The sequence below is a fragment of the Pseudomonas lactucae genome, assembly GCF_036688725.1.
GTDB lineage: Bacteria > Pseudomonadota > Gammaproteobacteria > Pseudomonadales > Pseudomonadaceae > Aquipseudomonas > Aquipseudomonas lactucae.
This window is the reverse complement of sequence record NZ_JAQQPT010000019.1, coordinates 29,327-55,386: the sequence shown is the minus strand read 5'-3', so window position 1 is coordinate 55,386 and position 26,060 is coordinate 29,327. Positions and strand designations below refer to the sequence as shown.

31 protein-coding genes are annotated in these 26,060 nt (G+C 62.8%); 14 read left to right on the top strand and 17 right to left on the bottom strand.

Features of this window, described 5'->3' with window-relative positions:
• Nucleotides 1–39: 39 nt before the first annotated feature.
• The 10 genes from cobA to V6M90_RS21325 are packed head-to-tail and all read right to left on the bottom strand — an operon-like array spanning nucleotide 40 to nucleotide 7,499.
• Nucleotides 40–864, bottom strand: coding sequence for a uroporphyrinogen-III C-methyltransferase (gene cobA / locus V6M90_RS21370; RefSeq protein ID WP_141064736.1), 825 nt, complete (start codon nucleotides 862–864; stop codon nucleotides 40–42).
• 45 nt (nucleotides 865–909) lie between these two features.
• Complete coding sequence (gene nirJ / locus V6M90_RS21365; RefSeq protein WP_003174586.1) at nucleotides 910–2,091, bottom strand: heme d1 biosynthesis radical SAM protein NirJ; 1,182 nt, start codon at nucleotides 2,089–2,091, stop codon at nucleotides 910–912.
• A gap of 12 nt (nucleotides 2,092–2,103) precedes the next feature.
• Nucleotides 2,104–2,604, bottom strand: a complete 501-nt coding sequence (gene ahbB / locus V6M90_RS21360; protein WP_003174585.1) for a siroheme decarboxylase subunit beta — start codon at nucleotides 2,602–2,604, stop codon at nucleotides 2,104–2,106.
• Nucleotides 2,579–3,022, bottom strand: a complete 444-nt coding sequence (locus V6M90_RS21355; protein ID WP_003174583.1) for an Lrp/AsnC family transcriptional regulator — start codon at nucleotides 3,020–3,022, stop codon at nucleotides 2,579–2,581. Before V6M90_RS21355 ends, ahbB (V6M90_RS21360) begins: the two co-directional genes overlap by 26 nt.
• Entirely contained in the window at nucleotides 3,015–3,530 is a 516-nt protein-coding gene (ahbB, locus tag V6M90_RS21350) for a siroheme decarboxylase subunit beta (RefSeq protein ID WP_332847102.1), read from the bottom strand. The genes V6M90_RS21355 and ahbB (V6M90_RS21350) overlap by 8 nt, the downstream gene beginning before the upstream one ends.
• A complete protein-coding gene (locus V6M90_RS21345; RefSeq protein ID WP_141064734.1) occupies nucleotides 3,527–3,985 on the bottom strand; it encodes an Lrp/AsnC family transcriptional regulator in 459 nt (152 codons plus the stop codon). The genes ahbB (V6M90_RS21350) and V6M90_RS21345 overlap by 4 nt, the downstream gene beginning before the upstream one ends.
• 1 nt (nucleotide 3,986) lies before the next feature.
• Nucleotides 3,987–5,156 carry a cytochrome D1 domain-containing protein gene (locus tag V6M90_RS21340; RefSeq protein WP_141064733.1) on the bottom strand — a complete coding sequence of 390 codons (1,170 nt, stop codon included), beginning with the start codon at nucleotides 5,154–5,156 and terminating at the stop codon, nucleotides 3,987–3,989.
• Nucleotides 5,153–5,470, bottom strand: coding sequence for a c-type cytochrome (locus V6M90_RS21335; RefSeq protein WP_003174578.1), 318 nt, complete (start codon nucleotides 5,468–5,470; stop codon nucleotides 5,153–5,155). Before V6M90_RS21335 ends, V6M90_RS21340 begins: the two co-directional genes overlap by 4 nt.
• A 16-nt stretch (nucleotides 5,471–5,486) precedes the next feature.
• Complete coding sequence (locus V6M90_RS21330) at nucleotides 5,487–5,801, bottom strand: c-type cytochrome (RefSeq protein ID WP_003174577.1); 315 nt, start codon at nucleotides 5,799–5,801, stop codon at nucleotides 5,487–5,489.
• 24 nt (nucleotides 5,802–5,825) lie between these two features.
• Entirely contained in the window at nucleotides 5,826–7,499 is a 1,674-nt protein-coding gene (locus V6M90_RS21325; RefSeq protein ID WP_141064732.1) for a cytochrome D1 domain-containing protein, read from the bottom strand.
• Between the two features lie 196 nt (nucleotides 7,500–7,695).
• Between V6M90_RS21325 and V6M90_RS21320 the strand changes: the two genes are divergently transcribed.
• The 3 genes from V6M90_RS21320 to V6M90_RS21310 are packed head-to-tail and all read left to right on the top strand — an operon-like array spanning nucleotide 7,696 to nucleotide 9,285.
• A complete protein-coding gene (locus V6M90_RS21320) occupies nucleotides 7,696–8,472 on the top strand; it encodes a CbbQ/NirQ/NorQ/GpvN family protein (protein ID WP_141064731.1) in 777 nt (258 codons plus the stop codon).
• Nucleotides 8,456–9,028 (top strand): cytochrome c oxidase subunit 3, encoded by a 573-nt coding sequence (locus tag V6M90_RS21315; protein WP_003174574.1) that lies wholly within the window; start codon nucleotides 8,456–8,458, stop codon nucleotides 9,026–9,028. Before V6M90_RS21320 ends, V6M90_RS21315 begins: the two co-directional genes overlap by 17 nt.
• Nucleotides 9,029–9,036: 8 nt before the next feature.
• Entirely contained in the window at nucleotides 9,037–9,285 is a 249-nt protein-coding gene (locus tag V6M90_RS21310; protein WP_042944890.1) for a cytochrome C oxidase subunit IV family protein, read from the top strand.
• Between the two features lie 22 nt (nucleotides 9,286–9,307).
• Here V6M90_RS21310 and V6M90_RS21305 read toward each other — a convergent pair whose 3' ends face one another.
• Both V6M90_RS21305 and V6M90_RS21300 read right to left on the bottom strand, forming a co-directional pair.
• Nucleotides 9,308–10,396 (bottom strand): DUF4238 domain-containing protein, encoded by a 1,089-nt coding sequence (locus V6M90_RS21305; RefSeq protein ID WP_141064729.1) that lies wholly within the window; start codon nucleotides 10,394–10,396, stop codon nucleotides 9,308–9,310.
• 32 nt (nucleotides 10,397–10,428) lie between these two features.
• Complete coding sequence (locus V6M90_RS21300) at nucleotides 10,429–10,854, bottom strand: hypothetical protein (RefSeq protein WP_042944887.1); 426 nt, start codon at nucleotides 10,852–10,854, stop codon at nucleotides 10,429–10,431.
• A 252-nt stretch (nucleotides 10,855–11,106) separates the two neighbouring features.
• On the opposite strand from V6M90_RS21300, the gene V6M90_RS21295 reads away from it, so the two are divergent.
• The 3 genes from V6M90_RS21295 (at nucleotide 11,107) to V6M90_RS21285 (ending at nucleotide 14,891) form a co-directional block, all read left to right on the top strand.
• Nucleotides 11,107–11,547, top strand: a complete 441-nt coding sequence (locus V6M90_RS21295; protein ID WP_003174572.1) for a c-type cytochrome — start codon at nucleotides 11,107–11,109, stop codon at nucleotides 11,545–11,547.
• 3 nt (nucleotides 11,548–11,550) lie between these two features.
• Nucleotides 11,551–12,972 carry a cbb3-type cytochrome c oxidase subunit I gene (locus V6M90_RS21290; RefSeq protein ID WP_003174571.1) on the top strand — a complete coding sequence of 474 codons (1,422 nt, stop codon included), beginning with the start codon at nucleotides 11,551–11,553 and terminating at the stop codon, nucleotides 12,970–12,972.
• A 68-nt stretch (nucleotides 12,973–13,040) separates the two neighbouring features.
• Nucleotides 13,041–14,891 carry a nitric oxide reductase activation protein NorD gene (locus tag V6M90_RS21285; RefSeq protein WP_332847101.1) on the top strand — a complete coding sequence of 617 codons (1,851 nt, stop codon included), beginning with the start codon at nucleotides 13,041–13,043 and terminating at the stop codon, nucleotides 14,889–14,891.
• On the opposite strand, the gene V6M90_RS21280 is transcribed toward V6M90_RS21285, so the two are convergent.
• Nucleotides 14,885–15,076, bottom strand: a complete 192-nt coding sequence (locus V6M90_RS21280) for a protein DnrP (protein WP_141064727.1) — start codon at nucleotides 15,074–15,076, stop codon at nucleotides 14,885–14,887. The two genes, V6M90_RS21285 and V6M90_RS21280, sit on opposite strands and share 7 nt — an antisense overlap.
• Nucleotides 15,073–15,756, bottom strand: a complete 684-nt coding sequence (locus tag V6M90_RS21275) for a Crp/Fnr family transcriptional regulator (RefSeq protein WP_042944884.1) — start codon at nucleotides 15,754–15,756, stop codon at nucleotides 15,073–15,075. Before V6M90_RS21275 ends, V6M90_RS21280 begins: the two co-directional genes overlap by 4 nt.
• A gap of 251 nt (nucleotides 15,757–16,007) precedes the next feature.
• On the opposite strand from V6M90_RS21275, the gene V6M90_RS21270 reads away from it, so the two are divergent.
• The 8 genes from V6M90_RS21270 (at nucleotide 16,008) to ubiT (ending at nucleotide 22,610) form a co-directional block, all read left to right on the top strand.
• The gene (locus V6M90_RS21270; RefSeq protein ID WP_332847100.1) at nucleotides 16,008–17,198 is read left to right on the top strand and encodes an NnrS family protein; all 1,191 of its coding nucleotides are present in this window, start codon (nucleotides 16,008–16,010) and stop codon (nucleotides 17,196–17,198) included.
• A 9-nt stretch (nucleotides 17,199–17,207) separates the two neighbouring features.
• Complete coding sequence (locus tag V6M90_RS21265; protein WP_078733547.1) at nucleotides 17,208–17,627, top strand: hypothetical protein; 420 nt, start codon at nucleotides 17,208–17,210, stop codon at nucleotides 17,625–17,627.
• A gap of 100 nt (nucleotides 17,628–17,727) precedes the next feature.
• Nucleotides 17,728–18,375 (top strand): pyridoxamine 5'-phosphate oxidase, encoded by a 648-nt coding sequence (gene pdxH, locus V6M90_RS21260; RefSeq protein WP_141064725.1) that lies wholly within the window; start codon nucleotides 17,728–17,730, stop codon nucleotides 18,373–18,375.
• 84 nt (nucleotides 18,376–18,459) lie between these two features.
• A complete protein-coding gene (moaB, locus tag V6M90_RS21255; protein ID WP_141064724.1) occupies nucleotides 18,460–19,014 on the top strand; it encodes a molybdenum cofactor biosynthesis protein B in 555 nt (184 codons plus the stop codon).
• The gene (locus V6M90_RS21250; RefSeq protein ID WP_003174562.1) at nucleotides 19,011–20,237 is read left to right on the top strand and encodes a molybdopterin molybdotransferase MoeA; all 1,227 of its coding nucleotides are present in this window, start codon (nucleotides 19,011–19,013) and stop codon (nucleotides 20,235–20,237) included. Before moaB ends, V6M90_RS21250 begins: the two co-directional genes overlap by 4 nt.
• Before the next feature lie 9 nt (nucleotides 20,238–20,246).
• Entirely contained in the window at nucleotides 20,247–21,242 is a 996-nt protein-coding gene (gene ubiU / locus V6M90_RS21245) for a ubiquinone anaerobic biosynthesis protein UbiU (protein ID WP_078825022.1), read from the top strand.
• A 10-nt stretch (nucleotides 21,243–21,252) separates the two neighbouring features.
• Nucleotides 21,253–22,143: a U32 family peptidase gene (locus tag V6M90_RS21240; RefSeq protein WP_332847099.1), complete on the top strand. Its 891-nt coding sequence runs from the start codon at nucleotides 21,253–21,255 to the stop codon at nucleotides 22,141–22,143.
• Complete coding sequence (gene ubiT / locus V6M90_RS21235; RefSeq protein WP_003174559.1) at nucleotides 22,137–22,610, top strand: ubiquinone anaerobic biosynthesis accessory factor UbiT; 474 nt, start codon at nucleotides 22,137–22,139, stop codon at nucleotides 22,608–22,610. Before V6M90_RS21240 ends, ubiT begins: the two co-directional genes overlap by 7 nt.
• Here ubiT and V6M90_RS21230 read toward each other — a convergent pair.
• The 3 genes from V6M90_RS21230 to V6M90_RS21220 form a co-directional block, all read right to left on the bottom strand.
• Entirely contained in the window at nucleotides 22,601–23,278 is a 678-nt protein-coding gene (locus V6M90_RS21230; RefSeq protein ID WP_003174558.1) for a Crp/Fnr family transcriptional regulator, read from the bottom strand. The two genes, ubiT and V6M90_RS21230, sit on opposite strands and share 10 nt — an antisense overlap.
• 217 nt (nucleotides 23,279–23,495) lie before the next feature.
• Complete coding sequence (gene narL, locus V6M90_RS21225) at nucleotides 23,496–24,143, bottom strand: two-component system response regulator NarL (protein WP_003174557.1); 648 nt, start codon at nucleotides 24,141–24,143, stop codon at nucleotides 23,496–23,498.
• Entirely contained in the window at nucleotides 24,140–25,942 is a 1,803-nt protein-coding gene (locus V6M90_RS21220) for a HAMP domain-containing protein (protein ID WP_141065064.1), read from the bottom strand. Before V6M90_RS21220 ends, narL begins: the two co-directional genes overlap by 4 nt.
• Nucleotides 25,943–26,060: the final 118 nt, after the last annotated feature.

Here is a 26,060-nt window from a genome sequence, read left to right as displayed (position 1 = left end):
ACATAGGGGCTCGTTCAAGCTATGTAGAGGCCCATGGTTCTATATCACCACCGGTTGACGCGCCGCCGCCAGGCTGGCCGGGTAGTGCAGGATGGCGTCGGCAAACAGGTTCACCACCTGGCCGATCACCGTCAGGGTGGGCACGCCCGGCTCGCAGTCGGCGGCCAGAGTGGGCAATTGGCGCAAGGTGCCACGGGCGACATGCTGGTCGGCGCGTGCGCCATTGCTGATCAGCGCCGCCGGGGTGTCGGCCGGCAAACCGGCGGCCACCAGGTGTTCGGCGATCAGCGCCAGGTTCGACAAACCCATGTAGAACACCAGGGTCTGGCTCGGCTCCGCGAGGCTGGCCCAAGGCAGTTTCAATGCACCGTCGCGCTGCAGGTGGCCGGTGACGAAACGGCAGGAGTTGACCAGGTCGCGGTGGGTCAACGGGATACCGGCATAGGCGCTGCAACCGGCCGCTGCGGTGATACCCGGCACCACCTGACAGGGGATGTCCCGCTCCAGCAGGTACTCCAGCTCCTCGGCGCCGCGCCCGAAGATAAACGGGTCGCCGCCCTTGAGGCGCACCACCCGTTGGCCTTCGTCCGCCAGTTCGGCCAGCAGCGCGTTGAGTTGATCCTGGGGCAGGCTGTGGTAACCACTGGCCTTGCCCACGTAGTGGCGGGCACAGCTCAAGGGAATCAGGGCCAGCAGCTCGGCGCTGATCAGCCGGTCGAACACCACGGCATCGGCCTGCATCAACAGGCTCCAGGCACGCAGGGTCAGCAGGCGTGGGTCACCGGGGCCGGCACCGACCAGCGCGACTTCGCCGGGGTGGAAAGGGCTGTGCAGACTGGCGGGTAAGGTGGTGGGTGTGTGCATGCGACGTCCTTGGTTCTTCATCAGGTTGGGCGGCCCCCGGTTGTGTCACCGGGTGGTCGAGCAAGGGATCAGGTTGGCCGGCTGGCGGGCGATCTCGGCATCGCTGAAATAGCAACCGGGGTCCGCGCCCCAGAGGTCGCCGTCGGCCCAGGCGCGGGTGCGCGTATTGCCGTTGCAGATCGCCAGCCAGCGGCAGTCGGTGCAGCGCCCGCCTATGGCGCGCGGGTGTTCGCGCAGGCGCAGCAGCAAGGGGGCGGGCTGCTCCAGCCAAAGTTGGCGAAATGGTGTGTGGCGCACATTGCCTACCGAGTGCTGCCACCAGTAGGTGTCCGGGTGCACTTCGCCGGTGTTATCGATATTGGCGATGCCGCTGCCGGACGCATTGCCGCCCCAGCCATGCAACAGGTGTTCAAGCTGCGGGTAATGCTCGGGCAAATGCTGGTGCACCCATTGCAGCAGCAGAATCGCGTCGGCGTCGTTATTGCCGCTGACAAAGTCGCTGTTCACACCGTTTTCAATGTCGCTCCAGGCCTGGCGAAAAATCAGTGCCATGGCATCGCGGCTCATCTGGCGGTGCGCATCCAATTGGCGACTGCGTTTGCCGCGCCCGCTGTAGTTGAGGTGCGACAGGTAGAACTTTTGCACATCGTAGTTACGCATCAGCGCCAGCAATTGCGGCAACTGCGCATGGTTGGCCTGGGTCAGGGTGGTGCGCAGGCCCACGCGAATCCCGACGTCGCGGCACAGGCGAATGGCGTGCATCGAACGCTGGAAACTGCCGTGCATCTGGCGGAAGGCATCGTGGGTCGCTTCCAGGCCGTCGATGCTGATGCCCACGTAGTCGAAGCGGGCGTCGGCGATCTGTTGGATATTGGCCTCATTGATCAACGTGCCGTTGCTCGACAGCGCCACGAAGAACTTCAGTTTGCGTGCATAGGCGCTGAGTTCGAAAAGGTCCTCGCGCAGCAGCGGTTCGCCACCGGAGAGAATCAACACGCGCACGCCGGCCGCGTGTAAATCATCGATCACCTGTAAGGCTGCCGGGGTGTCCAGCTCATCGCGAAACACGCTGTCGGCGCTGGTGGCGTAGCAGTGTTTGCAGGTGAGGTTGCAGCGCCGCAGCAGGTTCCAGATCACTACTGGTGCGCGCGGGCTGCCGGGGGCCGGGGTGCGAGGAGGCGAGCATTGGCCGGCGAGGGTGCGCAGGTACTGGCTGATCCGCAGCATGGGGCATTCCTTCTAGTGCGAGGGGGTCAGGCGCAAGCCGGTTTTTTTCAGGATGCGGCTGCTCAGCAGCATTTCTTCGGCGCGGCAGGCATCGCCGAGTAAACACCGCAGGTGCTCGCGGTAGCTGTCGATTTCCTCGCGGCTGCGCCCATGTACCATGGCGAACAGGTTGTACGGCCAACCCACACGCCGTGGACGGCGGTAGCAATGGCTCACAAACGGCTGCGCGCCGATCAATTCACCCAGGCGCGGCATCTGCTCATCGGCCACGTCCCACACGGTCATGCCGTTATGGCGATAGCCCAGGCGGTAGTGGTTGGGCACGGCGGCGATGCGCCGGATCGCGCCTTCGGCCTGCAGGCGCTTGAGCAGTTCGAGGGTGGCTTCGACGCTCAGGCCCAGTTGCTCGGCCAGCCACGCCCAGGGATCTTCCACCAGCGGCAGGCCGCTTTGGGTCAGGGCGACGAGGCGCAGGGCCAGAGTGTTATCAGACCGGCAAATACAGACCGACATGGTAGGTATGCTCCTTCGGCAGGTTGAGCACCGCCAGCCCCGTCAGGGCCTCGATGCGAGACAGGGTGGCGCAAAGCTCCGCTTGGCTGGCGCAGGCCAGCACGAACCACATGTTCCAGCGGTGATCGCGACGGTAGTTGTGGGCGACCTGGGGCAGGGCGTTGAGCTGGGCGGCGACCGCCTCGAACTGCGCCTCGGGCACAGCCAGGGCGGCCAGCGTGAAGGCGCCGCCCAAGCGTTCGATATCGAACATGGGACCCATGCGTGTGAGTACGCCGTCTTCGAGCAAGTCATACAGGCGGTCCAGCACGTCACTCGGGCGGCAGTGCAGTTCCTCGGCAACCTGCCGCCAGGGCTGGCGCACCAGCGGTAGGCCGCGTTGCAGGCGGTTGATCAAGCGGCGGTCGAGATCATCCATGAGCCCAGGCCTGTGAAGACGGCGGCGCAAATCGCCCACCGCATTGTTTGAACGCTTGGGTGCTGAACAGCAGTTGGTGGGGCAGGTCGCTGAGTTGTTGCCGGTGCAGCAACGCCTGGATATGCGCGGCGACCGCTTCGCGCTCGCGGCCATGCACCATGCAGAACAGGTTGTAGCGCCACTGCGGCAAGCGCCGTGGCCGCTGGTAACACAGGTTGACCCCGGCGGCGCGACACAGGCGCGTGCCCACTTCGTTCACCAGCGCGTCCGGCACATCCAGCACCAGCATGGCGTTGGCCACGAAACCCAGGGCGCGATGGTTGAGCACCAGGCCGACGCGGCGGAACAGGCCTTGCTCTTGCCATTGGCGCATCTGCTGCAAGACCTGGTCGTGATGGGCACCGATCTGCTCGGCGAGGTTGTCGTACGGCCGCCCGATCAAGGGCAGGCCGCGCTCCAGGCACTGACGCAGGTCGAGCATTTGTTCGTGGCTCAGGGGGGGAATCACGGGTGCGCTCCCAGGGAAAAGCCAAGGTCGATGCGGTAGGCGGTGAGCATTGGCAGGTCCAGGGGCGTGAGGCCGGTGTCCCTTTCCAACTCATCGAGGATCTGCCGCAGGTGTTGGCGATGCGGGCCGGTCAATACAAACCACAGGTTGTAATGGTGTTCGCGGGCATAGTTGTGGTTGACCTCCGGGTACTGGCTGACGCGCCGCGCCACCTGTTCCAGGCGCTCGACCGGCACCGCCAGCGCGGCCAGGGTGCTGGCGCCGGCGCGGGTGTGTTCGAACACCGGGCCGATGCGCGAGAGGGCGCCGGCCAGTTCCAGGCGTTGCAGGCACGCCATCAACTCGGCTTCGCCGCAGCCCAACACCTGGGCCATTTCCCGGTACGGTTCGGCACACAGCGGCATGCCGTGCTGGTAACGCTCGATCAACTGTTGGCTGAGCAGGTCAAGGTCCATCTCAATACCCCATTTTTTGTGCACGGCTGCTGAAGAAGATTCCGCTGGGGCTCAAGGCCGGCAAGGTCTTGAGCAAGGTCAGGCGATACGGGTCCCAGACCTGCACCTGTTCGCCGTCGCGCACCGACAGCCACAGCTGGTCGCCACGCCCGGTGAACTCCATATGCAGCACGCCGGGACCGGGGCGCAGGTCGGCGACGATCTGGTGGGTTTCACTGTCGATCACCTGGACGCGGTCGTTGTCCGGGTAGGCAAAGTTGACCCACAACTGGCGCCCATCCGGCCGCGCGGTGACGAAAATCGGCTGGCCGGCCACGGCAATCGCGGCGGTCTGTTGCCAGCTGCGCGCATCCATCACCAGCACTTGGTGCCGCCCGACTGCCGGTACAAATGCCTGGTTGTCGGCCACGGCCCAGCCCTCGAGGTGGGGCATCTTGTAGACCGGCAGTTTGGCCTGGCCACGGCCGTAGTCGGCCAGCACGCGCTTGACGCCGTGTTCCGGGTGCCATAGGTCGAGTTGGGCCATGCCGTCTTCACCGAACAGCCCGGCCATGTAGTAACGCCCATCGGCGGTGATCAAGGCGTCGTAGGGTTGCTCGCCGATACCGGTGAAGCGAGTGATGCGCGGCGTGTTGCCCTGGCTGAAATCGGCGCTCCAGATCTCGCCGCTGTCGAACAGGCTGAACACGAAACGTTGACCGGGCGCGTCCACCAGGCCCACCACCCGCGAACGCTTGCCGTCGGGTAATGGGCTGGCCGGGATATCGGCGACCAGCGCCAGGGTGGCGGCATCGAACACCTTGACCCCACCGGGCTGGTAGTTGGACACGGCAATCAGGCGCCCATCCTGGCTGATGGCGCCGCCGATGCTGTTGCCGCCCTGGATGATGCGTTTTTCAATGCGCAGGCCCAGCAGGTTGACCTGGGTCAGCCCGCCGTCGCGGCCAAAGATATAGGCCATGCGCTGGTCGCGAGAAAACACCACCGAGGCGTGGGACAGGTCCCCCAGGCCCTCGATGCGTGCCAGCGTGGTCATGCCGCTGGTTTCAATGATTTGCGCACTGGCGCTGGCGCGTTCGATCACCAGGCCCAGGTCGCCGCTGCCGCGTAACGGTGGTTGGGCGCAGGCGCCGAGCAACAGGCAGGCGGTTAAAAGCGTGGGGCGGATCATGGTGCGGGGCTTCCTTGCAAGAGGCGGTCGACCAGCCAGGCGATGTCATCGGCGCTGAGCAAGGGTGCCCAGCCCGGCATCGCGCGGGTGGGGCGGCCGTAGGTCACGGTGGCGATCAGGCTGTCGCGGCTGTGCCCGGCCAAGGCCTGGGGCGTCAGCGCAGGGCCGAGGCCGCCGGTGAGGTAGAGGCCGTGGCAGGCGCCGCAGTCCTGGGTCAGCAGGTGTTCAAGGCGGGCAGCGTCCGGGATGGCCGCCGCTCGTGCGGGAATCAGCAGGAGCAGCGCCATGGCTGTACCGATCATTGATGCTTGCATGGCGCGCTCCTTGTGCTTATTTCAAGGTCAGGACCCAATCGGCCAACACCTTGGCTTCGTCATCCGTCACCGGGTTCGGCGGCATTGGGATCGGCCCCCAATTGCCCTGTGTGCCATTTTTGATATGGCTGGCCAGGGTGGTGGCGGCGTCTTTCACCCCGGCATTTTTAGCGGCAACGTCTTTCAACGCCGGGCCGACCAATTTGCCGTCGAGGGTGTGGCAGGCGGCGCAGGGTTTGCTGTTGAACAACGCCAGGCCGTCTTGCGCCAGCGCCGGCTGCAGGCCGAGCGCAGCGGCGCAAGCCAGCAATGCGAGGAGAATATTTTTCATTCGGTAACCTCGTGTTGATGGGGCTCAATAAATGTCGTGTTGGGTGTTGTAGACGTTGAATTTTCCGGTCGGCGTGATCAGGCGTTTGTCTCTGATCACCTGTTTGAGCTTCAAGGTCTTGTCGTCGATCACCACCAACGCCGACTCTTCGGTCTGGCCGTTCCACACCGAGAACCACACCTCGTCGCCGGCCTTGTTGTATTCCGGTTGAACCACGCGCAGTGCGCCTTGCTTGATCCCCGAATACTCGGCAATCGGCAGCACGGTGTAGCCCTTGTCCAGTTGGTTGATGTCGAACACCGCCACCGACTGGCTCAGCTTGGTATCAGGGTTGAGGGTGGTGTCGACGTACAGATGGTGGGAGTTGGGATGGGTCTTGATAAACAGCGAACCGCCGCCCTGGCCCTTGAGCGATTCCACCTGTTTCCAGGCGTACTGCGCGTGCTTGACCGGGTCGGTACCGATCAGCGAAATGCCGTTGTCGCCCAGATGACTGGTGGCCCATACCGGTCCATAGGTGGGGTGGATAAAGTTGGCGCCCCGGCCGGGGTGCGGGGTCTTGCCCACCTCTACCAGCGCGGTGAGCTTGCGCTCCCTGGAGTCGATTACCGCGACCTTGTTGGAGTTGTTCGCGGCGGTCATGAAGTAGCGGTGGGTGCTGTCCCAACCACCGTCATGCAGGAACGGCGCGGCGTCGATGGTGGTGATGGTGAGGTTCTTGATGTCCTGGTAATTGACCAGCATCACCTTGCCGGTTTCCTTGATGTTGACGATGAACTCCGGCCACTCATGGGAGGCAATGATCGCCGCCACACGCGGTTCGGGGTGGTACGCCTGCGTGTCCACGGTCATGCCGCGGGTGGACACGATCTGTTTGGGCTCCAGGGTTTCGCCGTCCATGAGGGTGAACTGCGGCGGCCAATAGGCACCGGCAATCGTGTACTTGTCCTCGTAGCCCTTGAACTTGGAGGTCTCCACCGAGCGCGCTTCGATGCCTACCTTGATTTCGGCGACCTTGGTCGGCTCGGCGGGCCACAGGTCGATCATGTCGATCTTGGCGTCGCGGCCGATCACCAGCAGGTAGCGCCCCGAGGCGGAGATTCGCGAGATGTGCACGGCGTAGCCGGTGTCGATGAGCTTGACGATCTGCTTGGTGTCGCCATCGACCAGGGCGATCTTGCCGTCGTCGCGCAGGGTTACGGAAAACAGGTTTTCCAGGTTCAGCGTGTTCAGCTGTGTCTTTGGTCGGTCGGCGGGTTTGACCAGTACTTTCCAAGTCTTGAGCGTCTCGGCCATGCCCCATTCCGGCGGGGTGGGCGCGGTGTGCTGGATGAAGGTGGCCATGCTGCTGATCTGCGCCTTGGTCAACGCATTGGAGGTGCCCCAGTTCGGCATGCCGGCGGGTGAGCCGTAGGTGATCAGTGCTTCCAGGTAAGCCTGACCACGCGCCTGGGTGATGTCCGGCGTCAGCGGTTTACCCGTGGCACCTTTGCGCAGCACGCCGTGGCAACCGGCACAGCGTTCGAAATAAATCTGCTTGGAGGTGTCGAAATCGGCCTGGCTCATGTCCGGCGCGCCGGCGGTCCGTACCAAGGCGGGTTGGGCTGTGCCATGGGCGGTCAAGGGCAGTACCAGGGCCAGTGCGCAGCTCAGTGCGGCGAGGCTCGGGGTGAAAGTCGTTCGGTGGCGAGTCAGCATTCCATTTACTCCTCAGGCGAGACCTTGGCGATGCCGCACAATAGGGTGCGGGGCGCAGGTTCTTAGTGCCCGGCCAGACTATGGCGCCGCGTTGCAATGCTCGCTTGACGGCGATCAAGTTTGCTTTGGGTAGCGCTTGCCAGGTTGTCGCAGGCGCCCTTAGCGTGGCCATCAAACCCGCTTTGGATAACCCCCGATGACTGAGCCTTTCTATCAACCGCTGGGCAATGAACAGCAGCTGTTCGAACAGGCCTGGCAGCACCGCATGCCAGTGCTGATCAAGGGCCCCACCGGCTGCGGCAAGACCCGTTTCGTGCAGCACATGGCGCACCGTCTCGACCTGCCGTTGTACACCGTGGCCTGCCACGACGACCTGAGCGCCGCCGACCTGGTCGGCCGCCACCTCATCGGTACCCAGGGCACCTGGTGGCAGGACGGCCCACTGACCCGCGCCGTACGCGAAGGCGGCATCTGCTACCTGGACGAAGTGGTGGAAGCACGCCAGGACACCGCCGTGGTGTTGCACCCGGTGGCCGATGACCGCCGCGAGTTGTACCTGGAACGTACCGGCGAAGTGGTCAAGGCGCCGCCGTCGTTCATGCTGGTGGTGTCGTATAACCCCGGTTACCAGAACCTGCTCAAGGGCATGAAACCCAGCACGCGCCAGCGTTTTGTCGCCCTGCGTTTCGATTACCCGGCGCCCGAGTGGGAGGCGCGCATCGTGGCCCGGGAGGCCCAGGTGGACAACCCGCTGGCGGTTGAGATCGTGCGTTTGGGCCAGGCCTTGCGCCGCCTCGACCAACACGACCTGGAGGAGGTGGCCTCCACGCGCCTATTGATTTTCACCGCCCGCCTGATCGCCGCCGGCATGCCCCCGCGCGAAGCCTGCCTGGCCTGCCTGGCCCAGGCCCTGAGCGACGACCCGCAGACCGTCGCGGCGCTGATGGACGTGGTGGATGTGCACTTTGCCTGAGCCCCGGCGGTTGCCGGGGGATCTGGCGATGTGGTTTTTCATCCTCGCTGAATTGACCGTGTTTGCGCTATTGATCCTGGCGTTTGCGATTGCCCGGCTGTTGGCCCCACAAGTGTTCGCTGAAGGGCGTGCGCAGCTGGATACCTCAACTGGCCTGGCGATGACCTTGAGCCTGCTGACGGCCGGGTTGTTCGCGGCGTTGGCTGTGCATCAAGTGCGTATAGGCAAGGCTCGGCAGGGTGGTGTCTTGCTGGCTGGGGCCCTGCTGGTGGCGCTCGTCTACGTGTGGATAAAGCTCGGCGAGTACGCTCACTTGTCTGGTATCGGGTTAGGACTCGAACATGGCGTGTTCTTCACTTTGTACTGGATTCTCACGGGTTTTCATTTTCTACATGTGTTGCTGGGGATGGCGATTCTTGGCTGGCTGGCGATGCGTTGTTTTGGGGGGGCATCCCTGGTACCGAGCTTGAGCGGCTTGGAGTCTGGGGTGTTGTATTGGCACATGGTGGACTTGGTGTGGGTGGTGTTATTTCCATTGGTGTATGTAATGAGGTGAGAGAAATCATGTCCGACGTTCAATCAATGATTGTGTGCTGGACCACATTGGTGATGTCTAGTTTCGCGACCATGGCGTTCGGCAACTCAGCGAAGTCATGGCTGCCCGTTTTGCTGCTAGCGGCCGTCAAAGGCTGGGTAATTGTGGATGGTTTTATGGGCGTGGGGAAGGTGTCCGGACTGTGGCGAGGACTGTTAATCGGGTGGCCGGTTGCGCTCGTTTTATTTGTCGGGATTACGAAACTGAAAGTGAACTGAGGCTTTCAGTTTCGTATGGTTTTCATCGAGGGTTGTAGTTGTAGTTGATGATATAACCCATTCGGTAAGGGTGCGTTTGGCTAGGCGTTGTACGCCGACTCAGGAGGAATGATAAGGTAGGGAAGTAATTAGGGGTTGTGGCTGCCAATGTATGGATGGAGCGCCCTGTTGCTTGGCCGGCAGTTGTTAGTTCTGGAAGACATATGACTTCATTGGTGTTGGTATTGAATCGATTTTTCTCTTTTTCCCATAATGTTTTTACATAAGTAGTATGTTTAGGGTGGTTGAAGTAAATACTATTAATGGCTTCGTGAATTTGCAATGTATTGATGCTGTCAATGGTTGGTGTGTCTTCGACAGTCAGATATGTCTCGCTGGCGGAATCTATATCGTAATTTTCGTTGTCATAGAGTAGTACGAGTTTTTTGGGGCTGAGTGGGAAAAATACTAGAAGTCCGGCACTCCCCTCATGAGTAATAGAGCGTTCTTGGCCATTTTTGAACGCATGGTTGGAGAAGACAACTGGGGAGTCACTGAATATGAACGGGGTGCTGGATGTGTTTTCCAAGATCACATATCTCAGGTCGCTGAGTGCTTTGGTGCTTTCTTTTATATTCTCCAGGTCGATTGTTTGCCAAGTGCGTGCGCCATGTTTCTGTGCGCTCGATTTGAACGTTTCATATACGGCATCATGCAGTTCCTGAGGCCAGTTGGAATCGTTGCGCTCAAGTTGCGGAAGTATGAAGTCGTTTGTGAATTCGACGAGAGGCATGAGCGTAATTCTGGCTTTCAAAGTGCGTTTTCGCTGGAAGGCAATATTCTCAATGAGTATGGAAAATTCACTTTTAGAGAGTTTTGTAGTAGGTTTTTTTGCATTGATTTCAATATGGTTTAAGCGAAATTTTGTATCGTGAATAGTAATTTCTTTCTCGACGCTCGAGTCGCCGTAAAATTCTATGTCGGAGGATTGTTTTTTTATGGCTGCGTCATCAGTGGAGTGCCCATTCTTTTTTATGAGCAGACTTATGCTGTTTTTGCGTGTTGTAAATTCGCGAAAGTAATATTGTGAAACGTAATGCTGATTTTGATTTTGAATATTTTCTTCGGTCATGATCGTTCGGCAATGTCGACAGGAATGGGTGATCAGGATGAGCTTTTTGAGTTGAATTTTTTATAGCGCCTGCAGGCAGCACAGAGCTCGCGAGCAATACGGCGACCCTCCATGGCAAGTTGTTTCGAGTCGTCATCTAATTCGGCTGCGGTTTTGGCTTCGCTGGCCATGGTGTGCATAAGCATGTTTCTTTTATCTTTCCATCTGTCCAAGTCTGGGAGAAGTTCCCCATAAAATGCCTTACGCATATTAAGCGTATTCAGCATTCTTTTATTTACTTCCCCGAGTTTGGGTCCGAGCATTTTTATTTTGTCATGGCCACCTCCTGATTCTTTAAGGATGGACAACAGCCGATCTTCTAGGATGGCGTAAGTAATCCAACTGGCCTCAAGATAAAATTCATGCTCGATCGCTTCGTCCATCCGTGATAGCAACTCCGAGTACTTATAGTTCTTCATTTTCCATACGTCCTAGGCAGTGGATTTTTAGTTTTTTTGGGGAGGGGTGATATCAATATGGCATTACTGTTTCTATTTTGCCAGCGCTTCAATTTGTTGATTTGTTGTCACCCCATTTTCTTTTGCGCAATTAGCGTTCTCGTTAACAGGCGATACCCCCACCAAAACCATCAACATTTCTTGATCGCCATCAAGCGGTTTTTGCCCCGCTCCTTCCTATCATGACCGCCGCCAAGCCATGAGGACGCGAGCATGTCAGAGACCTTCACCAAAGGCATGGCCAGGAATATCTACTTCGGGGGAAGCGTGTTCTTCTTCCTGATTTTCCTGGCCCTGACCTATCACACCGAACAAACCTTTCCCGCCCGCAGCAACGTCGACCAGCTCACCGAAGCGGTGGTGCGCGGCAAGGGCGTATGGGAGCGCAATAACTGCATCGGCTGCCACACCTTGCTGGGCGAGGGCGCGTACTTTGCGCCGGAGTTGGGCAATGTGTTCAAGCGCCGAGGCGGTGAAGAAGGCTTCAAGCCGTTCCTGCATGCCTGGATGAAGATGCAACCCCTCGGTGTGCCGGGACGACGGGCCATGCCGCAATTCAACCTCAGCGACCAGGAGGTGGACGATATGGCCGAGTTCCTCAAATGGAGCTCGAAGATCGACACCAATAACTGGCCACCGAATAAGGAGGGCTGAGCCATGCGCAGTGCCAATCCATACTTGAAATTCCAATCCCAGGCCGTGGCCAAACCCTATTTTGTGTTTGCCTTGATGCTGTTTGTCGGCCAGGTGCTGTTCGGCCTGATCATGGGCCTGCAATACGTGGTGGGTGACTTTTTGTTCCCGCTGATTCCATTCAACGTGGCGCGGATGGTCCATACCAACCTGCTGATTGTGTGGCTGCTGTTTGGCTTCATGGGCGCCGCCTATTACCTGGTACCCGAAGAAGCCGATCGCGAACTGCACAGCCCGAAACTGGCGATCCTGTTGTTCTGGGTGTTTGCGGTGGCGGGGGTGTTGACCATCCTTGGCTACCTGTTGGTGCCCTATGCGGCGCTGGCCAAGCTGACCCACAACGAACTGCTGCCGACCATGGGGCGTGAATTCCTCGAGCAACCGACCATCACCAAGATGGGCATCGTGGTGGTGTGCCTGGGCTTTTTGTACAACATCGGCATGACCCTGCTCAAGGGCCGCAAGACCACCGTGAGCATGGTGATGATGACCGGGCTGATCGGCCTGGCGGTATTCTTCCTGTTCTCCTTCTACAACCCCGGCAACCTGGCGCGGGACAAGTTCTATTGGTGGTGGGTGGTGCACCTGTGGGTGGAAGGCGTGTGGGAACTGATCATGGGGTCGATGCTGGCGTTCGTGCTGATCAAGGTCACCGGCGTCGACCGTGAAGTGGTGGAAAAATGGCTCTACGTGATCATCGCCATGGCCTTGATCACCGGCATCATCGGCACTGGCCATCACTTCTTCTGGATTGGTGCACCGCAGGTGTGGCTGTGGGTCGGCTCGATCTTCTCGGCCCTGGAACCGTTGCCGTTCCTGGCGATGGTGATGTTCGCCTTCACCATGGTCAAACGTCGTCGGCGCCAGCACCCCAACCGCGCGGCCACATTGTGGGCCAAGGGCACCACGGTCACGGCGTTCTTCGGCGCGGGCGTATGGGGTTTCCTGCACACCCTGGCACCGGTCAACTTCTACACCCACGGCACCCAACTCACCGCAGCCCACGGGCACCTGGCGTTCTTTGGCGCCTACGCAATGATCGTGATGACGCTGATCAGCTACGCCATGCCACGCCTGCGCGGTATCGGTGAAGCGCCGGACCCGCGCTCGCAGGCCCTGGAGATCCGGGGCTTCTGGATCATGGTGCTGTCGATGGTAATGATCACGCTGTTCCTCACCGCCGCCGGTGCCGTGCAGGTGTGGCTGCAACGCTGGCAAGTGGACGGGGTGGCCTTGCCCTTCATGGCGACCGTGGAACATTTGCAGGGGCTGTTCTGGGCGCGATTGGCCGCCGGCGTGTTGTTTATGTTCGGCTTGCTTTGCTACCTGTTCAGTTTCCGCCAGCGCGCCCGGGTGGCCGGAGCACCGGTGCCGATCGTTTACTGAAGGTGCCGCGAGCCAAATGTGGGAGGAGCGGTGTACCTGTCAAATAACCAGCAATTGGAGCCCATCCCATGGCCTTTACCCTCGAATTGGAAGAGTGGGTCGGCAGTGCCTGGCATCGCTTTATCACGCGCCGCGCCAGTGTGGATTTCCCCGAGGCGCAGGTTCACCTGGCCGACCAGCAGCGCAGCCTGGCGCTGCTGTTTCGCGCCCTTGGCGGTGCCGGCGGCATTGCCCTGGAAGCCGCCGCCGAGCGCGATCTGCTGCTGCGCCGCAACGTGCTGATGCGCATCGCCGGCACCTGCAGGCAGGCGCCGCTGGCTTGCTGTGACGGCAGCCGTTTGCGCCTGCCGGCCAGCCTGGCGGTGTTTCCCCAGGCCGCGCTCAACCGCGAACTCTACCGCTGGCTGGCGCTGCTGGCGCTGCTGGCGGCGCAGTCGGGGCCGATGACCCATTGGGCGCGCGACAATCAGCGCTGGACCTGGCTGCTGTTGCAGCGTTACCCGGCACTGCTGCCCAGCTACCGGCGCCTGGTGGACGCACACATTGCGCTGCGTCCCGACCCCGCCACCTTGCGCCCCGACGACGCGGCCATGGAAAAGGCCTTGCGCAAGGCCCTGCGCGAACCCGGCAGTGTGCGCCGGCTGCCACGCAGCGAGCGGGCCGCCTGGCCATTGCCCCTGTGGCTGTACCCCCCGTTGCAACTGGACACGCCCCAGGCCGGCGACCTCGATGACGAAGGCGAGGACCTGTCGACCCTGCCAGGCCAACACACCGGCGCGCCCAAACGCGCCACGCGCCTCGATGACCACAGCCGCGACGGCGGCCTGCTGGTGGTGCGCCTGGAAAACCTGTTCAGTTGGACCGAGCACGTCGACCTTGATCGCTGGACCGACGACAGCCAGGACCCGGACGCCGCCCGTGTCGCCGATGACCTCGACCAGTTGAGCCTGTCGCGCCAGCGCGTGCGCAAGAGCGGTGGTCTGAAACTGCATCTGGACCTGCCGCCCGCTGATGTCGATGACATTCCCCTGGGTGAAGGCATCAAGTTGCCCGAGTGGGATTATCGTCAACAATGCCTGCAACCCGGTTTCGTCAATCTGCAATTGATGCAGCCACGTGCCGATGCTCCGCAACCCTTACCGGCCCGATTACGCGGCCCGGCGCAGCGTCTGCGCCGTCAATTCCAGCAACTGCGCACCGACCGCCAATGGCTGCGCCAACAACCCCAAGGCACGGAACTGGACCTGCAGGCCTGGGTGGATTTTTGCGTGCAACGCCAACACGGCGCCTGCACCGAACGCGGCTTGTACCAGGAGCAACGCCACGCCCGGCGCGACCTGGCGTGCCTGCTGCTGGCGGACTTGTCGATGTCCACCGACGCCCATCTTAACGACACGCAAAAGGTCATCGACGTGATCCGCGACAGCCTGTTGCTGTTCGGCGAAAGCCTGGCCGGGCTGGGGGATGCGTTTGCGCTGTATGGTTTCTCGTCCCTGCGCCGTCATCATGTACGCCTGCAACAACTCAAAACCTTCGAGCAACCCTATGACGACCGCACGCGCGGCTGCATCCAGGCGCTCAAACCGGGGTACTACACGCGTATGGGCGCCGCGATCCGCCAGGCCACCCAACTGCTGGGCAAGCGCAAGCAGCGGCACAAACTGTTGCTGCTGTTGACCGATGGCAAACCCAATGACCTGGACCTGTATGAGGGCCGCTACGGGGTCGAAGACACCCGCCAGGCGGTGGCGGAGGCGTGGCGCCAGGGCCTGGTGCCGTTCTGCATCACCATCGACAAACAGGCTTCGGACTACTTGCCCTACCTGTTCGGCGCCCATGGCTACACCCTGATTCGCCAGCCGGAGCAGTTGCCGCTGCGCTTGCCGCAGTTGTACCGGCAGTTGACCGAGCGTCAGTAAAAACTGCGCGGCAGCCAGAAGAACATCACGATGCAAAACAGCGCCAGGCCCAGGCAGAACCACTGGAACCGCCGCAACCGCCGCGCTTGCAAAGGCGCGTTCGCAGTGGGCAGGGGCGTCGCGCAGCCCGCGCAATCGTCGCGTGCGTCGGCATTGCGGCGCTGGCAGTACAGGCAGGTTTTCACTCGAATTGCTCCAGGCGCGGCCGATCGAGGATGACGATCTGGCGCCCGTCCTGGGTGATGATCTTTTCGTCGATCAGGCGCCGGATAATCCGTGAGAAGGTTTCCGGCTGGATCGACAAATGCCCGGCAATCAACTGCTTGGCCATGGGCAGATCGAACGTCGCGTTGGCGCCGCTCAAGTGCATCAACTGCGTCAGCAGGTAGCGCACCACACGGTGGGTGGCGTTTTTCAGCGACAGCGTTTCGATCTCGTTGACCCGCTGGTGCAGGCGCACACACAGCTTGCCGAGCAGGGCGAAAGTCAGGCGGCTGTTGCTGTGAAGCAGGCGCGTGTAGGCGGCGTTGGACAACCGGTACAGCTGAGTGGGGCACACCGCTTCGGCACAGGCCACATAGTTGGGGGTGTCCATCAGCATCATGGCTTCGGCGAAGGTCTGGCGTTCGCCGATCACCTCGAACACCTTCTCCTGGCCGTCGGGGGTCAGCCGGTAGATCTTCACGGCGCCGGCGATCACGAAGTAAAACGCATCGGCCGGTTCACCCTGGCGGAACAGCGGTTCGCCCTTGTCGATGCTCAGCAATTGGCTGTTGCCCATCAACGTGTCGAGTTCCTCCTCGTTCAGCGGCTCGAACAGGTGGTGGCTGCGCAGGATCTGGTGATGCACACGATGCAAGACCATGCCGGGCTCCTTGAATACCAGCGGGGCGTTCACACCAGCACCAGCGACAGGCCGCTGGCGGCGGCCAGCATGGCACCGACAATCACAAACCAGGCGAGGGGGACACAGGCGTTTTTCATACGGGCTCCAGGTGACGGTAAACGTGCAGGCGCCAGCGTAAATGCTCGCGCCGCTGTGTGACTTGATCCAAGACAAGGGGAGTGCGCGCGCATCGGCGCAAAATCGTCGCAGTCCTGAAGGGAGACCGTGTTATGCAAGTGCTTGATCGACGCAAGGCCATGGCGATTACCCCGTTGTTTCGCCTGGCCTTCCGGCCATTTTTTTTCGGTGCATGCCTGTTGGCGGCGCTGGCCGTGCCCCTCTGGCTGCTGGCCCTGGGAGGCGCCACCGGCAGTTGGCAACCGGCCGGCGGCTGGCTGGCCTGGCATCGGCATGAGCTGTTGTTCGGCTTTGGCGTGGCGATGATCGCCGGGTTCCTGCTCACGGCCGTGCAGACCTGGACCGGTCGGCCCGGCCTCAGCGGGGCGCCGTTGGCGGGGCTGGCCGTGCTGTGGCTGGCGGCGCGGCTGGGCTGGCTGTTGAACCTGCCCTGGCCGGTGCTGGCGCTGCTGGAACTGAGCTTCCCACTGGCCGTGGCCGGGGTGATGGGGTGGACGCTGTGGCAGGTGCGACAACAGCGCAACTATCCGATTGTGCTGGTGTTGCTGCTGTTGGCCGTGGCGGATGGCATTGCCCTGTACGGGCTGTTGCGCCAGGACGACGGCTGGCAGCGCCAGGCGGTGCTCACCGGTTTGTGGCTGGTGGCGGCGATGATGGGCCTGATCGGCGGTCGTGTGATTCCGTTTTTCACCCAGCGTGGGTTGGGCCGGGTCGAGGCGGTCAAGCCCTGGCCGTGGCTGGACCGTATATTGCTCGGCGGTTCGATCCTGGTGGCGCTGGCCTATGCGGGCGGGTGGGCCGCGTCCCCCAGCCTGTGGCTCGGCGCGTTGTTTGCGGCCCTTGGTATCGGCCATTTGCTGCGCCTGGTGCGCTGGCATGACCGCGGCCTGTGGCGCGTGCCGCTGCTGTGGTCGTTGCACCTGGCGTATGCCTGGCTGGCGCTGGCCTGCCTGGGCATGGCGCTGTGGCACTTCGGTGCGCCGCTCAACCCGAGCCTGGCGGTGCATGCGCTCACCGTGGGTGCGATGGGCGGCTTGATCCTGGCGATGATCGCGCGGGTCAGCCTGGGCCATACCGGCCGCCCCTTGCAGCCGCCGGGCGGGATGACCCTGGCCTTTGCGCTGCTGAATCTGGCCTGTGTGTGCCGAGTGTTGCTGGTGCCGGTGTGGCCGGTGGCGGCGTTGTGGCTGGCCGGGCTGTGCTGGTCCGTCGGCCTCGGGCTGTACCTGTGGCGCTACGGGCCGATGTTGATGCAGTCGCGCGTCGATGGGCACCCTGGCTAGGAGAGACCGATGTTGTATTCGTGGTTATTGATCGTGCACCTGCTGGCGGCCATCGCCTTTATCGGCACGTTGTTTTTTGAAGTGGTGATCTGGCACAGCGCCCGGCACGAATTGGCGTGGTCGGCGCAGTTCACCGCCGAGCACGCGATTGCCCGGCGCTCACGCCAAGTGCTGCATGGCGTAGTGGTGCTGCTGTACGGCGCGGGCATCGGCCTTGCCTGGCATTATTGGGGCATGCCGTGGACCGGGCGTTTCGCGCTGCTGCTGAGCCTGAAAATCAGCCTGGCCCTGAGCATCATCGGCCACTACCTGCTGCTGGCGTACTGGCTGACCCACAAACGCCTGAGCCCCAGGCGGGCGGTGTGGATCCGGCGCAGCATCCTGGCGCACATGGTGCTGATCGTGATCCTGGCCAAGTCGCTGTGGTAGGCCCCGTGCGGCGTCATGCCGCGGACGAATATTGATCGCGATCAAGGGATAACGCGGCGGTAGTTCCCAGACTGTGGCGAACTTTCTGGAGGACCTCGCCATGCCCCTGTCTCTTGCGCAATTGCGCCGCAACTACACCCTCTATGGCTTGAGGGACGATCTGACGCAAGACGATCCCGTGGTGCTGTTCGGCCAGTGGCTGGACCAGGCGCGCAAGACCGAAGTGCCGCCGGCCGAGGCCAACAGCATGGCCCTGGCCACGGTCGACCGTGACGGGCACGCCCATTGCCGCATCCTGTTGCTCAAGGGCTTCAGCGCCGACGGTTTTTTCTTCTTTGGCCATTATCAAAGCGCCAAGGGCGAGGAGCTGGCGAGCAACCCCCATGCGGCCATGACGTTTTTCTGGCCGGGACTGGAGCGTCAGGTGCGCATCGAAGGCCCCGTGGTGCGCGCGCAGGCCCAACTGTCGGACGACTATTTCGATGCCCGTCCCGCTGCCAGCCAGTTGGGCGCCTGGGCCTCGCCGCAAAGCCAGCCCCTGGGCCATCGCAGCGAGCTGGAAAGCCGCTTGCGCGAGGTCACCGAGCGCTTCGCCGGCCGCCAACCGCCACGGCCCGAACACTGGGGCGGCTACTGCCTGCAACCGCGGCGCATCGAATTCTGGCAGGGCCGCCCCGACCGTCTGCATGACCGTCTCGACTATCGCCTGCACGACGGTCAATGGCAGCGCACGCGGCTGGCCCCCTAACGGCATACCTCCTCCGAGGAATAGGCCCTGCGCCCATTGCGGCGCAGGCTGACCATCACTTTCCTTACGTTTGGAGCCTGCACCATGGCCCATTTGAAACAACGGCATTTCGTGCCACTGAACATCGCCGTACTCACCATCAGCGACACCCGCAGCCTCGACACGGATACCTCCGGCCAGACCCTGGTGGACCGTTTGCAGGGCGCCGGGCATGTGCTGGTGGACCGGGGCCTGGTGATTGACGATATCTACCAGATCCGCGCGCAGGTTTCCCTGTGGATCGCCGACCCCGAGGTCCAGGTGGTGCTGATGACCGGTGGCACCGGCTTCACCGCCCGCGACAACACCCCCCAGGCCGTACTGCCGTTGCTGGACAAACAGGTGGACGGCTTTGGCGAGCTGTTCCGTCAGGTGTCCCTGGCCGAAATCGGAATATCGACCCTGCAATCGCGGGCGCTGGCCGGCGTCAGCAACGGCGTGCTGGTGTGTTGCATGCCCGGTTCGCCCGGCGCCTGTCGCACCGCGTGGGACCAGATACTGCTCAGCCAGTTGGACAGTCGCACCGGCCCGTGCAATTTCGTGCCGCACCTCAAGCCGCAGCCTGATCACGTGCTCGGCGCCTGCGAGGCACGGTCATGAGCGTGTGTGACAGCGGCGAGCTGCTGCCGGTGGACGTGGCCATCGAACAACTGCTGGCCCAGGCGCCACCGCCACCGTCCACCGAGGTGGTTGCCCTGGGCGAGGCCCTTGGCCGGGTGACCGCCGAAGAGGTGTTCTCGCCCCTCGATCTGCCGGGCTGGGACAACAGCGCCATGGACGGCTACGCCCTGCGCGCCTTCGATGTGCCGGAGCAGGGCGGCTACCTGGTATTGGCGGGGCGGATCGCCGCCGGGCACAGCAGCGACGTGCCGTTGCAGGCTGGGCAATGCGTGCGGATTTTTACCGGTGCGCCCCTGCCGTCCGGCGCCGACAGTGTGGTGCCCCAGGAGCGCTGCCGCGTGTACGGCCAGCGTATCTGGTGCCCGCCGTTGCGCCTGGGCGAACACGTGCGCAAGCGCGGTGAAGAGCTGCAGCGCGGTCAGCGCGTGTTGAGCGCCGGCAAACGCCTGCGCGCTCAGGAAATCGGCCTGTTGGCAGCGGCGGGCATCCCGCGGGTCAAGGTCTACCGGCCACTGCGGGTGTGCCTGCTCAGTAGCGGCGATGAGCTGCGCGAGCCTGGCGAACCGCTGGCGCCGGGACAGATCTACAACAGCAACCGCCATCTGGTCGCCGCGTTGCTGCGTGGCTGGGGCGTGCAAGTGCACGACTACGGCGTGATGGCCGACGCCCTGGCGGCCAGCCGCGACGCGCTGGCACTGGCGTCTTCCGAGTGCGACGTGCTGCTGACCACTGGCGGTGTGTCGGTGGGCGAGGAGGACCACCTCAAACAGGCGATCCAGGCACTGGGCAAAGTGGATGTGTGGCGCCTGGCGATCCAGCCCGGCAAGCCCCTGGCCTTTGGCAACGTGGCGGGCAAACCCTGGATTGGCCTGCCCGGCAACCCGACTGCCGCCCTGGTCACGGCGCTGGTGGTGGTGCGTGCGTTCTTGCTGCGTGCCCAAGGTGCCGAGCGGGTGCTGCCGGTGCCGATCAACGTGGTGGCCGGTTTCGAGTGGCTCAAGCCCAACAAGCGCCGCCAATACCTGCGCGCCCGCCTAAGGCCCGGCGTGGACGGGCAACTGCGCGCCATCCTGCATCCCCAGCAAAGCTCGGCAATGCTCATGGCCGCCTGTTGGGCCGATGGCCTGGTGATCATCGAGCGTGAGCAGCAGGTGCCCAAGGGCGCGCCGGTGGCGTTTTTGTCGTTTGCCGATTTTGAATAAGGAGCACTCATGCAACTGGTCTGCCCGGCAGGTAACCTGCCCGCCCTCAAAGCCGCCGTGCGCCAAGGTGCCGATGCGGTGTACGTGGGGTTTCGCGATGACACCAATGCCCGGCATTTTGCCGGGCTGAACATGGACGACAAACAGTTCGACGGTGCCGTCGCGTTTATTCGCCAGCACCAGCGCAAGCTGTACGTGGCGGTCAACACCTACCCGCAACCGAAGATCTGGGCACGCTGGCAACGCGCCGTCGACCGCGCGGCGGACCACGGCGTGGATGCCCTGATCGCCGCCGACCCCGGCGTACTCGACTACGCCAGTCGCCGGCATCCGCAGATGGCGTTGCACCTGTCGGTGCAGGGCTCGGCCACTCACGCGGCGGCGCTCAAATTCTACGCCGAGCGCTATGCCATTCGCCGTGCGGTGTTGCCGCGTGTGCTGTCCCTGGCCCAGGTCAAACAAGTGGCGGCGAGCAGCCCGGTGCCGATCGAAGTGTTCGGCTTTGGCAGCCTGTGCATCATGGCCGAGGGGCGTTGCCATTTGTCTTCCTACATCACCGGCGAGTCGCCCAACCTGTGCGGCGTGTGCTCGCCGGCCAAGGCGGTGCGCTGGAGCGACGACGCCGACGGCCTGAGCGCACGCCTCAGTGAGGTGCTGATCGACCGCTACACCCCCGATGAACCCGCCGGCTACCCGACCTTATGCAAAGGCCGCTTCCTGGTGGGCGGCAAGCGCTTCCATGCGCTGGAAGAACCCACCAGCCTCGACACCCTGGACCTGCTGCCGGAACTCAGCGCCATCGGCGTGGCGGCGGTGAAAATCGAAGGCCGGCAACGCAGCCCGGCCTATGTGGAACAAGTCACCCGAGTCTGGCGCGCCGCGCTGGACGCCCACCGCAGCGCGCCGGCCAGCTTTGTGGTCAAGGACCAATGGCGCCAGGTGCTGGCCGGGTTATCCGAAGGCAGCCAGACCACGCTTGGCGCCTACCATCGTGCATGGCAGTGAGGAGACACAGATGAAACTCAGCCTGGGACCGGTGCTGTTTTATTGGGACAAGCAACACCTGGGGCGCTTCTATGCCGACATGGCCGACTTGCCCCTGGATGTGATTTACCTGGGCGAAACCGTGTGCGCCAAACGCCGTGCGTTGTCGCTGGATCAATGGTTGGGCCTGGGACGTGAATTGCAGGCCGGCAGCCAGGCGCAGATCGTGTTGTCGAGCCTCACGCTGATCGAAGCCGCCTCCGAACTGTCGAGCCTGCGCCGCCTGTGCGACAACGGTGAACTGCTGGTGGAGGCCAACGACATGGGCGCGGTGCAGATGCTGATCGAGCGCAAGTTGCCCTTTGTCGGCGGCCCGGCGCTCAACCTGTATAACGGCCACGCCCTGGTGCAGTTGCTCGATGCGGGCATGCAGCGCTGGGTGCCGCCGGTGGAATGCTCCCAGGCGTTGATCGTCGATGTGCTGCAACAGGTGCGTGAACTCGGCCGCGCATTGCCCGAGGTGGAAATCTTCGCCTACGGTCACTTGCCTCTGGCGTACTCGGCGCGCTGCTTTACCGCCCGCGCCGAAAACCGGCCCAAGGACGACTGCCAGTTCTGCTGCCTCAACTACCCCGACGGCATGGCCCTGACCAGCCAGGAAGGGCAAGCGTTGTTCACCCTGAACGGGATCCAGACGATGTCGGCCGAGGTCACCAACCTGCTCGCGGACTATCCCGCGCTGGTCAACGGTGGCGCCGACCTGTTGCGCCTGAGCCCACGGGCCGAAGGTATGGTCGAGGTGGTGCGCGCGTTCGATCAGGTGCGCCAGGGCGCCATGCCGCCGCTGTTCGTCGACGGCTGCAACGGCTACTGGCACGGCCAGGCCGGCATGTTGCGGGTCGAGGAGGCAGGCCTGTGTTGAGTCGCAAACAGTGGTTGCTCAAGAGTGCCGATCGCCTGTTACCGCTGGTGCGCCGCGTTCCCTTTCGTGTGCAGCGCCTGGCCTTGCAACAGGCCCTCAACCGCTGCCTGGCCGAACCGCTGCGCGACGGCGGTTTCGACCTGCTGCGCGGGCGCTGGATGTGTCTGCGCATTCCCGACCTGGGATTGTGCTGGTACCTGACGTTGGCGCGCGACGGCTTGCGTATTGCTCAACAGGCCGACGCCCAGGTGAGCATCAGCGGCAACTGGCGCGAGTTTCTGTTGCTGGCCAGTCGGCAGGAAGACCCGGACACCTTGTTCTTTCGGCGGCGGTTGGTGATCGAGGGGGATACCGAGTTGGGGCTGGGGCTGAAAAACCTGATCGACAGCCTGGACCCCGACGTATTGCCGGGGTGGCTGTGGCGAAACCTGGAGCGGGCAGGGCGTGGGCTGGCCACTCAGGCCTGATACGCCCTCAGCGCGTCTTCGCGCACGATGCGAATCGTGCGCCGTTGCACCTCGATCAAGCCGCCTTCCACCAGCCGGTGCAGGATCCGCGAAAACGTCTCCGGCTGGATCCCCAGCTTCGACGCCACCAGGCGCTTGGGCACTTGCAGCAATACGTCGCCACTGCGGCTATCGCGCTCCTGGAACAGAAAATTGATCACCCGCCGGCTGGCGTTGGCCAGAGTCAGGGTGTCGATGTCCTGCAGCCGTTGGTGCAGGTGGATACTCATGCCGGCCAGGATTGCCAGGCAGATTTTCGGTTGATCTTCCAGAGCACGGCGATAGTGTTCGCCGGCGACGCTCACCAGCACACTGTCCTTGAGCGCGGTGGCGCTCACCGGGTAGGCCTTGGCCTGGGTGAACAGCAGCGCCTCGGCGAACGTCTGGCCGGGTTGGATGATTTCCACCAGGTGTTCCTGGCCCTCACCCGTCACGCGGTGCAGTTTGATCTGGCCGCTGACCAACAGGAAAAACCGCTCGGCGGCGTCGCCCTGATGCATCAGCGGGGTGTGACCGGGCAGGCGCTTGAGGTTGGCCAGGGTGCAGACATCCTGGAAGGTTTTTTCCGGGAGTTGGCTGAACAATGGGTGACGGCGTAGGGTCAGGACGATGTGCGGGTGGGTTAGCATGGGGCCTCCGTTGCCGGCATGGTAGGGCGTGGCCGATGCCTGGGGATATGCCTCCGTGGGAGTACCTCTTGGGGGGATTGGTCTACAAACGCAGTTCCAGTGTGGGAGGGGCGGTGCGACGATTCGACTTCTCCGATGAGGGAGTGTCAGTGAATGTATCTGTTGCTGACCCACTGCCATCGGGAGCAGGCCCGCTCCCACATTTTTGATACCCCCGTCACCCCACCTGCCGCAAATGCTCCATCGCCCAAACCGCCGCTTCCACCCGCGATCGCAACCCCAGCTTATGCAGCAGATTCTTCACATGCACCTTCACCGTGCCCTCCGTAATCCCCAGCTTATGCCCGATCACCTTGTTGCTGTACCCCCCGGCAATCGTCTTCAACACCTGACGCTCGCGTTCAGTCAATTCCACCGCCGCATGAGGCTGCGGTGAACGCAAGGCCTGCGCCAGCACACGGGTCAGCCCAGGGCTGATCACCAGCGCGCCCCGTAGCGCATCACGGATGAATTCCACCACCAACTCCGGCTCCATATCCTTGAGCAGGTAGCCATTGGCATCCAGGCGCAACGCGTCGCGGATGTCGTCCTCGGCGTCGGACACGGTAAACAGCAATACCTTGCCGCCGTAGTGCATGGCGCGCAGGCGGCGCAGGGTTTCCAGGCCGTTCATGTGCGGCATGTTGTTGTCCAGCAGGATCAGGTCCGGTTGCACGGCATCGATCTGGTCGAGGGCTTCCTGGCCGTTACCGGCTTCGCCGACCACCTGCAGGTCGTCTTCCAGTTCGAGGATCTGGCGCATGCCGCGGCGCATCATCGGGTGATCGTCGACCAGCAGGATACGGTGGCGCGTGGCGGTGTTCATGAGGCGGTGCCTTGTAGGGAGTGGCCGAGAAATTCCGGCTGGAAACGCAGGTGCACGCGGGTGCCCTGGGGCTCGCGGGGGCTGATGTCGAGGTTGCCGCGCAGGCTGCGGGCGCGTTCGTCCATGATGGTCAGGCCGTGGTGTTCGCGCCGGTCAATGTCGCCGCTGAAGCCGCGACCGTCGTCTTCGATGCTCAGGCTCACGGTTTCGCCGACCTGGCGCAGTTGCAGCCAGGCGTTCTGGGCATGGGCGTGGCGCAGGCAGTTGGACAAGGCCTCGCGGGTGATCTGCAACAGGTGGATCTGTTCGCTGGCCGACAGTTGGAAGGCCAGGGCATCCACATGCAGGTGCACCTGGAACTCGCCGCGTCGGGAGAATTCTTCGGCGGTGTCCGACAGTTCCCGCACGAGCCCGGCGTCGTTGATCTGCAGGCGGAAGGTGGTGAGCAATTCGCGCAGTTGGCGATAGGCGTTGTTCAGGCCATCGCGCAGTTCGCCGGTGACGGTGGCCAGGGTTTCCACCGGTTCGCCACGGCGGATCAGGGTTTGCATGCGGCTCACTTGCAGTTTCATGTAGGACAGCGCCTGGGCCAGGGAGTCGTGCAGTTCGCGGGCGATGATGGTGCGTTCGTCGAGCAGCAGCAGGCGGTGGTCCTGCTCGCGTTGGCGCTTGAGCGACAGCGAGGTGCCGATCAGGTTGGCCAGGGCCTGGATCAGTTGTTGCTCCCAGGCCTGAGGCGCATGACCGTCGATGAAGTGGGCCTTGAGTTCGCCCAGTTCCGAGCCCTGGTTACTGATGCTGAACACCTGGGGTGGCGCGACTTTGTGTTTCTGGCAACTGGCGCAATCGCCGATGGCGCACACGTTGCGGCTGTCGCCGCCGTGCAGGGCAAGCATCTGCTGGGCCGGCGCGAGGAAGTGACCTTGCAGGCACAGCGACAGGCGCAGCCCCGGCAGGCGTGTCTGGAAGCGCCGGATCAGTTCATCGAGGCCTTCGGCGTTGGCCAGGCGCGTGGCCAGGCTGCGGCTGCTCTGGTAGAGCAATTCGAGGGCGGCGTTGGCTTGTTGCAGGTTGAGGGTCTTGAGTTGCACCTGGCTTTCCAGGGTGCGGTGGGAAGCCTCGATGGTCTCGGCCATGGCATTGAAACTCAGGGCCAGTTGCCCCAGTTCGTCCTCGGAACGATGGTTGACGCGGGTCTGGAAGTCGCCGTCACGAAAGCGCCGGGTGGCGTGCACCAGTTCTTCCAGGGGGCTGACCACCCCGTACTGCAATTCATACAGGCCCAGCAGCAGGATGATCAGGGTGCTGAACAGCGCCAGGCCCTGAATGCCTTGCTGCCAGCTCTGTTTCTGTTCGCTGTGTTGCTGCAACAGGCTGACGAAACGGTTGAGTTGTTCGACGAAGGCCGGTGCGTTGGCTTGGAACAACAGGCTGTCACCGCGTGCCAGGGCCGGGCGCAACTCGTCGTGCCAGCGTTGCTGGATTTGTTGGTAACTCTGCAACAGTGCGCCGCGCGGTCCGTCTTCGAGCACCGCCTTGAGGGATTGGCTGTCCAGGCGGCCTTGCAGGCTTTGGGTGATGGCGTCAATTTCGTCAGCCGGTGCACCGGCGGCGAGCTTCCAGCTGAGGTGGTAGGTCTCCATGCGCACGGAACCGGCGGTGTTGATCGCGGCGGCATCACCCTGGCTGAACCAGGCGATCAAACCTGCGCTCAAGGAACTGGCCAGGGCGAGGACAGCGATCAGGATAACCGCCAGGCCGGCGCGGGCGGGCAGGGAACTGCGCAGCCAGTCAAACATGGCGGCGTAATCGAAGGAGGCAGCAAAGCAGCATGGTTGCACCAGGCACGGGAAAAGGGGCTGAACACAGCCTTCCCTGGCGTCCTACCTCTAAAGAATTGCCGGCGCACCCTCCCAC

Excerpts from the sequence above, each read along its gene's own strand:
- moaB (WP_141064724.1), top strand. The coding sequence starts at position 18,460 with ATGGCCCATTTGAAACAACGGCATTTCGTGCCACTGAACATCGCCGTA.
- V6M90_RS21230 (WP_003174558.1), bottom strand. The coding sequence starts at position 23,278 with ATGCTAACCCACCCGCACATCGTCCTGACCCTACGCCGTCACCCATTG.
- V6M90_RS21355 (WP_003174583.1), bottom strand. The coding sequence starts at position 3,022 with ATGGATGATCTCGACCGCCGCTTGATCAACCGCCTGCAACGCGGCCTA.
- nirJ (WP_003174586.1), bottom strand. The coding sequence starts at position 2,091 with ATGCTGCGGATCAGCCAGTACCTGCGCACCCTCGCCGGCCAATGCTCG.
- V6M90_RS21275 (WP_042944884.1), bottom strand. The coding sequence starts at position 15,756 with ATGGTCTTGCATCGTGTGCATCACCAGATCCTGCGCAGCCACCACCTG.
- V6M90_RS21240 (WP_332847099.1), top strand. The coding sequence starts at position 21,253 with ATGAAACTCAGCCTGGGACCGGTGCTGTTTTATTGGGACAAGCAACAC.
- pdxH (WP_141064725.1), top strand. The coding sequence starts at position 17,728 with ATGCCCCTGTCTCTTGCGCAATTGCGCCGCAACTACACCCTCTATGGC.
- cobA (WP_141064736.1), bottom strand. The coding sequence starts at position 864 with ATGCACACACCCACCACCTTACCCGCCAGTCTGCACAGCCCTTTCCAC.
- V6M90_RS21250 (WP_003174562.1), top strand. The coding sequence starts at position 19,011 with ATGAGCGTGTGTGACAGCGGCGAGCTGCTGCCGGTGGACGTGGCCATC.
- V6M90_RS21270 (WP_332847100.1), top strand. The coding sequence starts at position 16,008 with ATGCAAGTGCTTGATCGACGCAAGGCCATGGCGATTACCCCGTTGTTT.
- V6M90_RS21340 (WP_141064733.1), bottom strand. The coding sequence starts at position 5,156 with ATGATCCGCCCCACGCTTTTAACCGCCTGCCTGTTGCTCGGCGCCTGC.
- V6M90_RS21345 (WP_141064734.1), bottom strand. The coding sequence starts at position 3,985 with ATGGACCTTGACCTGCTCAGCCAACAGTTGATCGAGCGTTACCAGCAC.
- V6M90_RS21265 (WP_078733547.1), top strand. The coding sequence starts at position 17,208 with ATGTTGTATTCGTGGTTATTGATCGTGCACCTGCTGGCGGCCATCGCC.
- V6M90_RS21325 (WP_141064732.1), bottom strand. The coding sequence starts at position 7,499 with ATGCTGACTCGCCACCGAACGACTTTCACCCCGAGCCTCGCCGCACTG.
- ubiU (WP_078825022.1), top strand. The coding sequence starts at position 20,247 with ATGCAACTGGTCTGCCCGGCAGGTAACCTGCCCGCCCTCAAAGCCGCC.
- narL (WP_003174557.1), bottom strand. The coding sequence starts at position 24,143 with ATGAACACCGCCACGCGCCACCGTATCCTGCTGGTCGACGATCACCCG.
- V6M90_RS21290 (WP_003174571.1), top strand. The coding sequence starts at position 11,551 with ATGCGCAGTGCCAATCCATACTTGAAATTCCAATCCCAGGCCGTGGCC.
- V6M90_RS21335 (WP_003174578.1), bottom strand. The coding sequence starts at position 5,470 with ATGCAAGCATCAATGATCGGTACAGCCATGGCGCTGCTCCTGCTGATT.
- V6M90_RS21285 (WP_332847101.1), top strand. The coding sequence starts at position 13,041 with ATGGCCTTTACCCTCGAATTGGAAGAGTGGGTCGGCAGTGCCTGGCAT.
- V6M90_RS21300 (WP_042944887.1), bottom strand. The coding sequence starts at position 10,854 with ATGAAGAACTATAAGTACTCGGAGTTGCTATCACGGATGGACGAAGCG.
- V6M90_RS21220 (WP_141065064.1), bottom strand. The coding sequence starts at position 25,942 with ATGTTTGACTGGCTGCGCAGTTCCCTGCCCGCCCGCGCCGGCCTGGCG.
- V6M90_RS21295 (WP_003174572.1), top strand. The coding sequence starts at position 11,107 with ATGTCAGAGACCTTCACCAAAGGCATGGCCAGGAATATCTACTTCGGG.
- V6M90_RS21305 (WP_141064729.1), bottom strand. The coding sequence starts at position 10,396 with ATGACCGAAGAAAATATTCAAAATCAAAATCAGCATTACGTTTCACAA.
- V6M90_RS21330 (WP_003174577.1), bottom strand. The coding sequence starts at position 5,801 with ATGAAAAATATTCTCCTCGCATTGCTGGCTTGCGCCGCTGCGCTCGGC.
- V6M90_RS21320 (WP_141064731.1), top strand. The coding sequence starts at position 7,696 with ATGACTGAGCCTTTCTATCAACCGCTGGGCAATGAACAGCAGCTGTTC.
- ahbB (WP_003174585.1), bottom strand. The coding sequence starts at position 2,604 with ATGTCGGTCTGTATTTGCCGGTCTGATAACACTCTGGCCCTGCGCCTC.
- V6M90_RS21310 (WP_042944890.1), top strand. The coding sequence starts at position 9,037 with ATGTCCGACGTTCAATCAATGATTGTGTGCTGGACCACATTGGTGATG.
- V6M90_RS21315 (WP_003174574.1), top strand. The coding sequence starts at position 8,456 with ATGTGCACTTTGCCTGAGCCCCGGCGGTTGCCGGGGGATCTGGCGATG.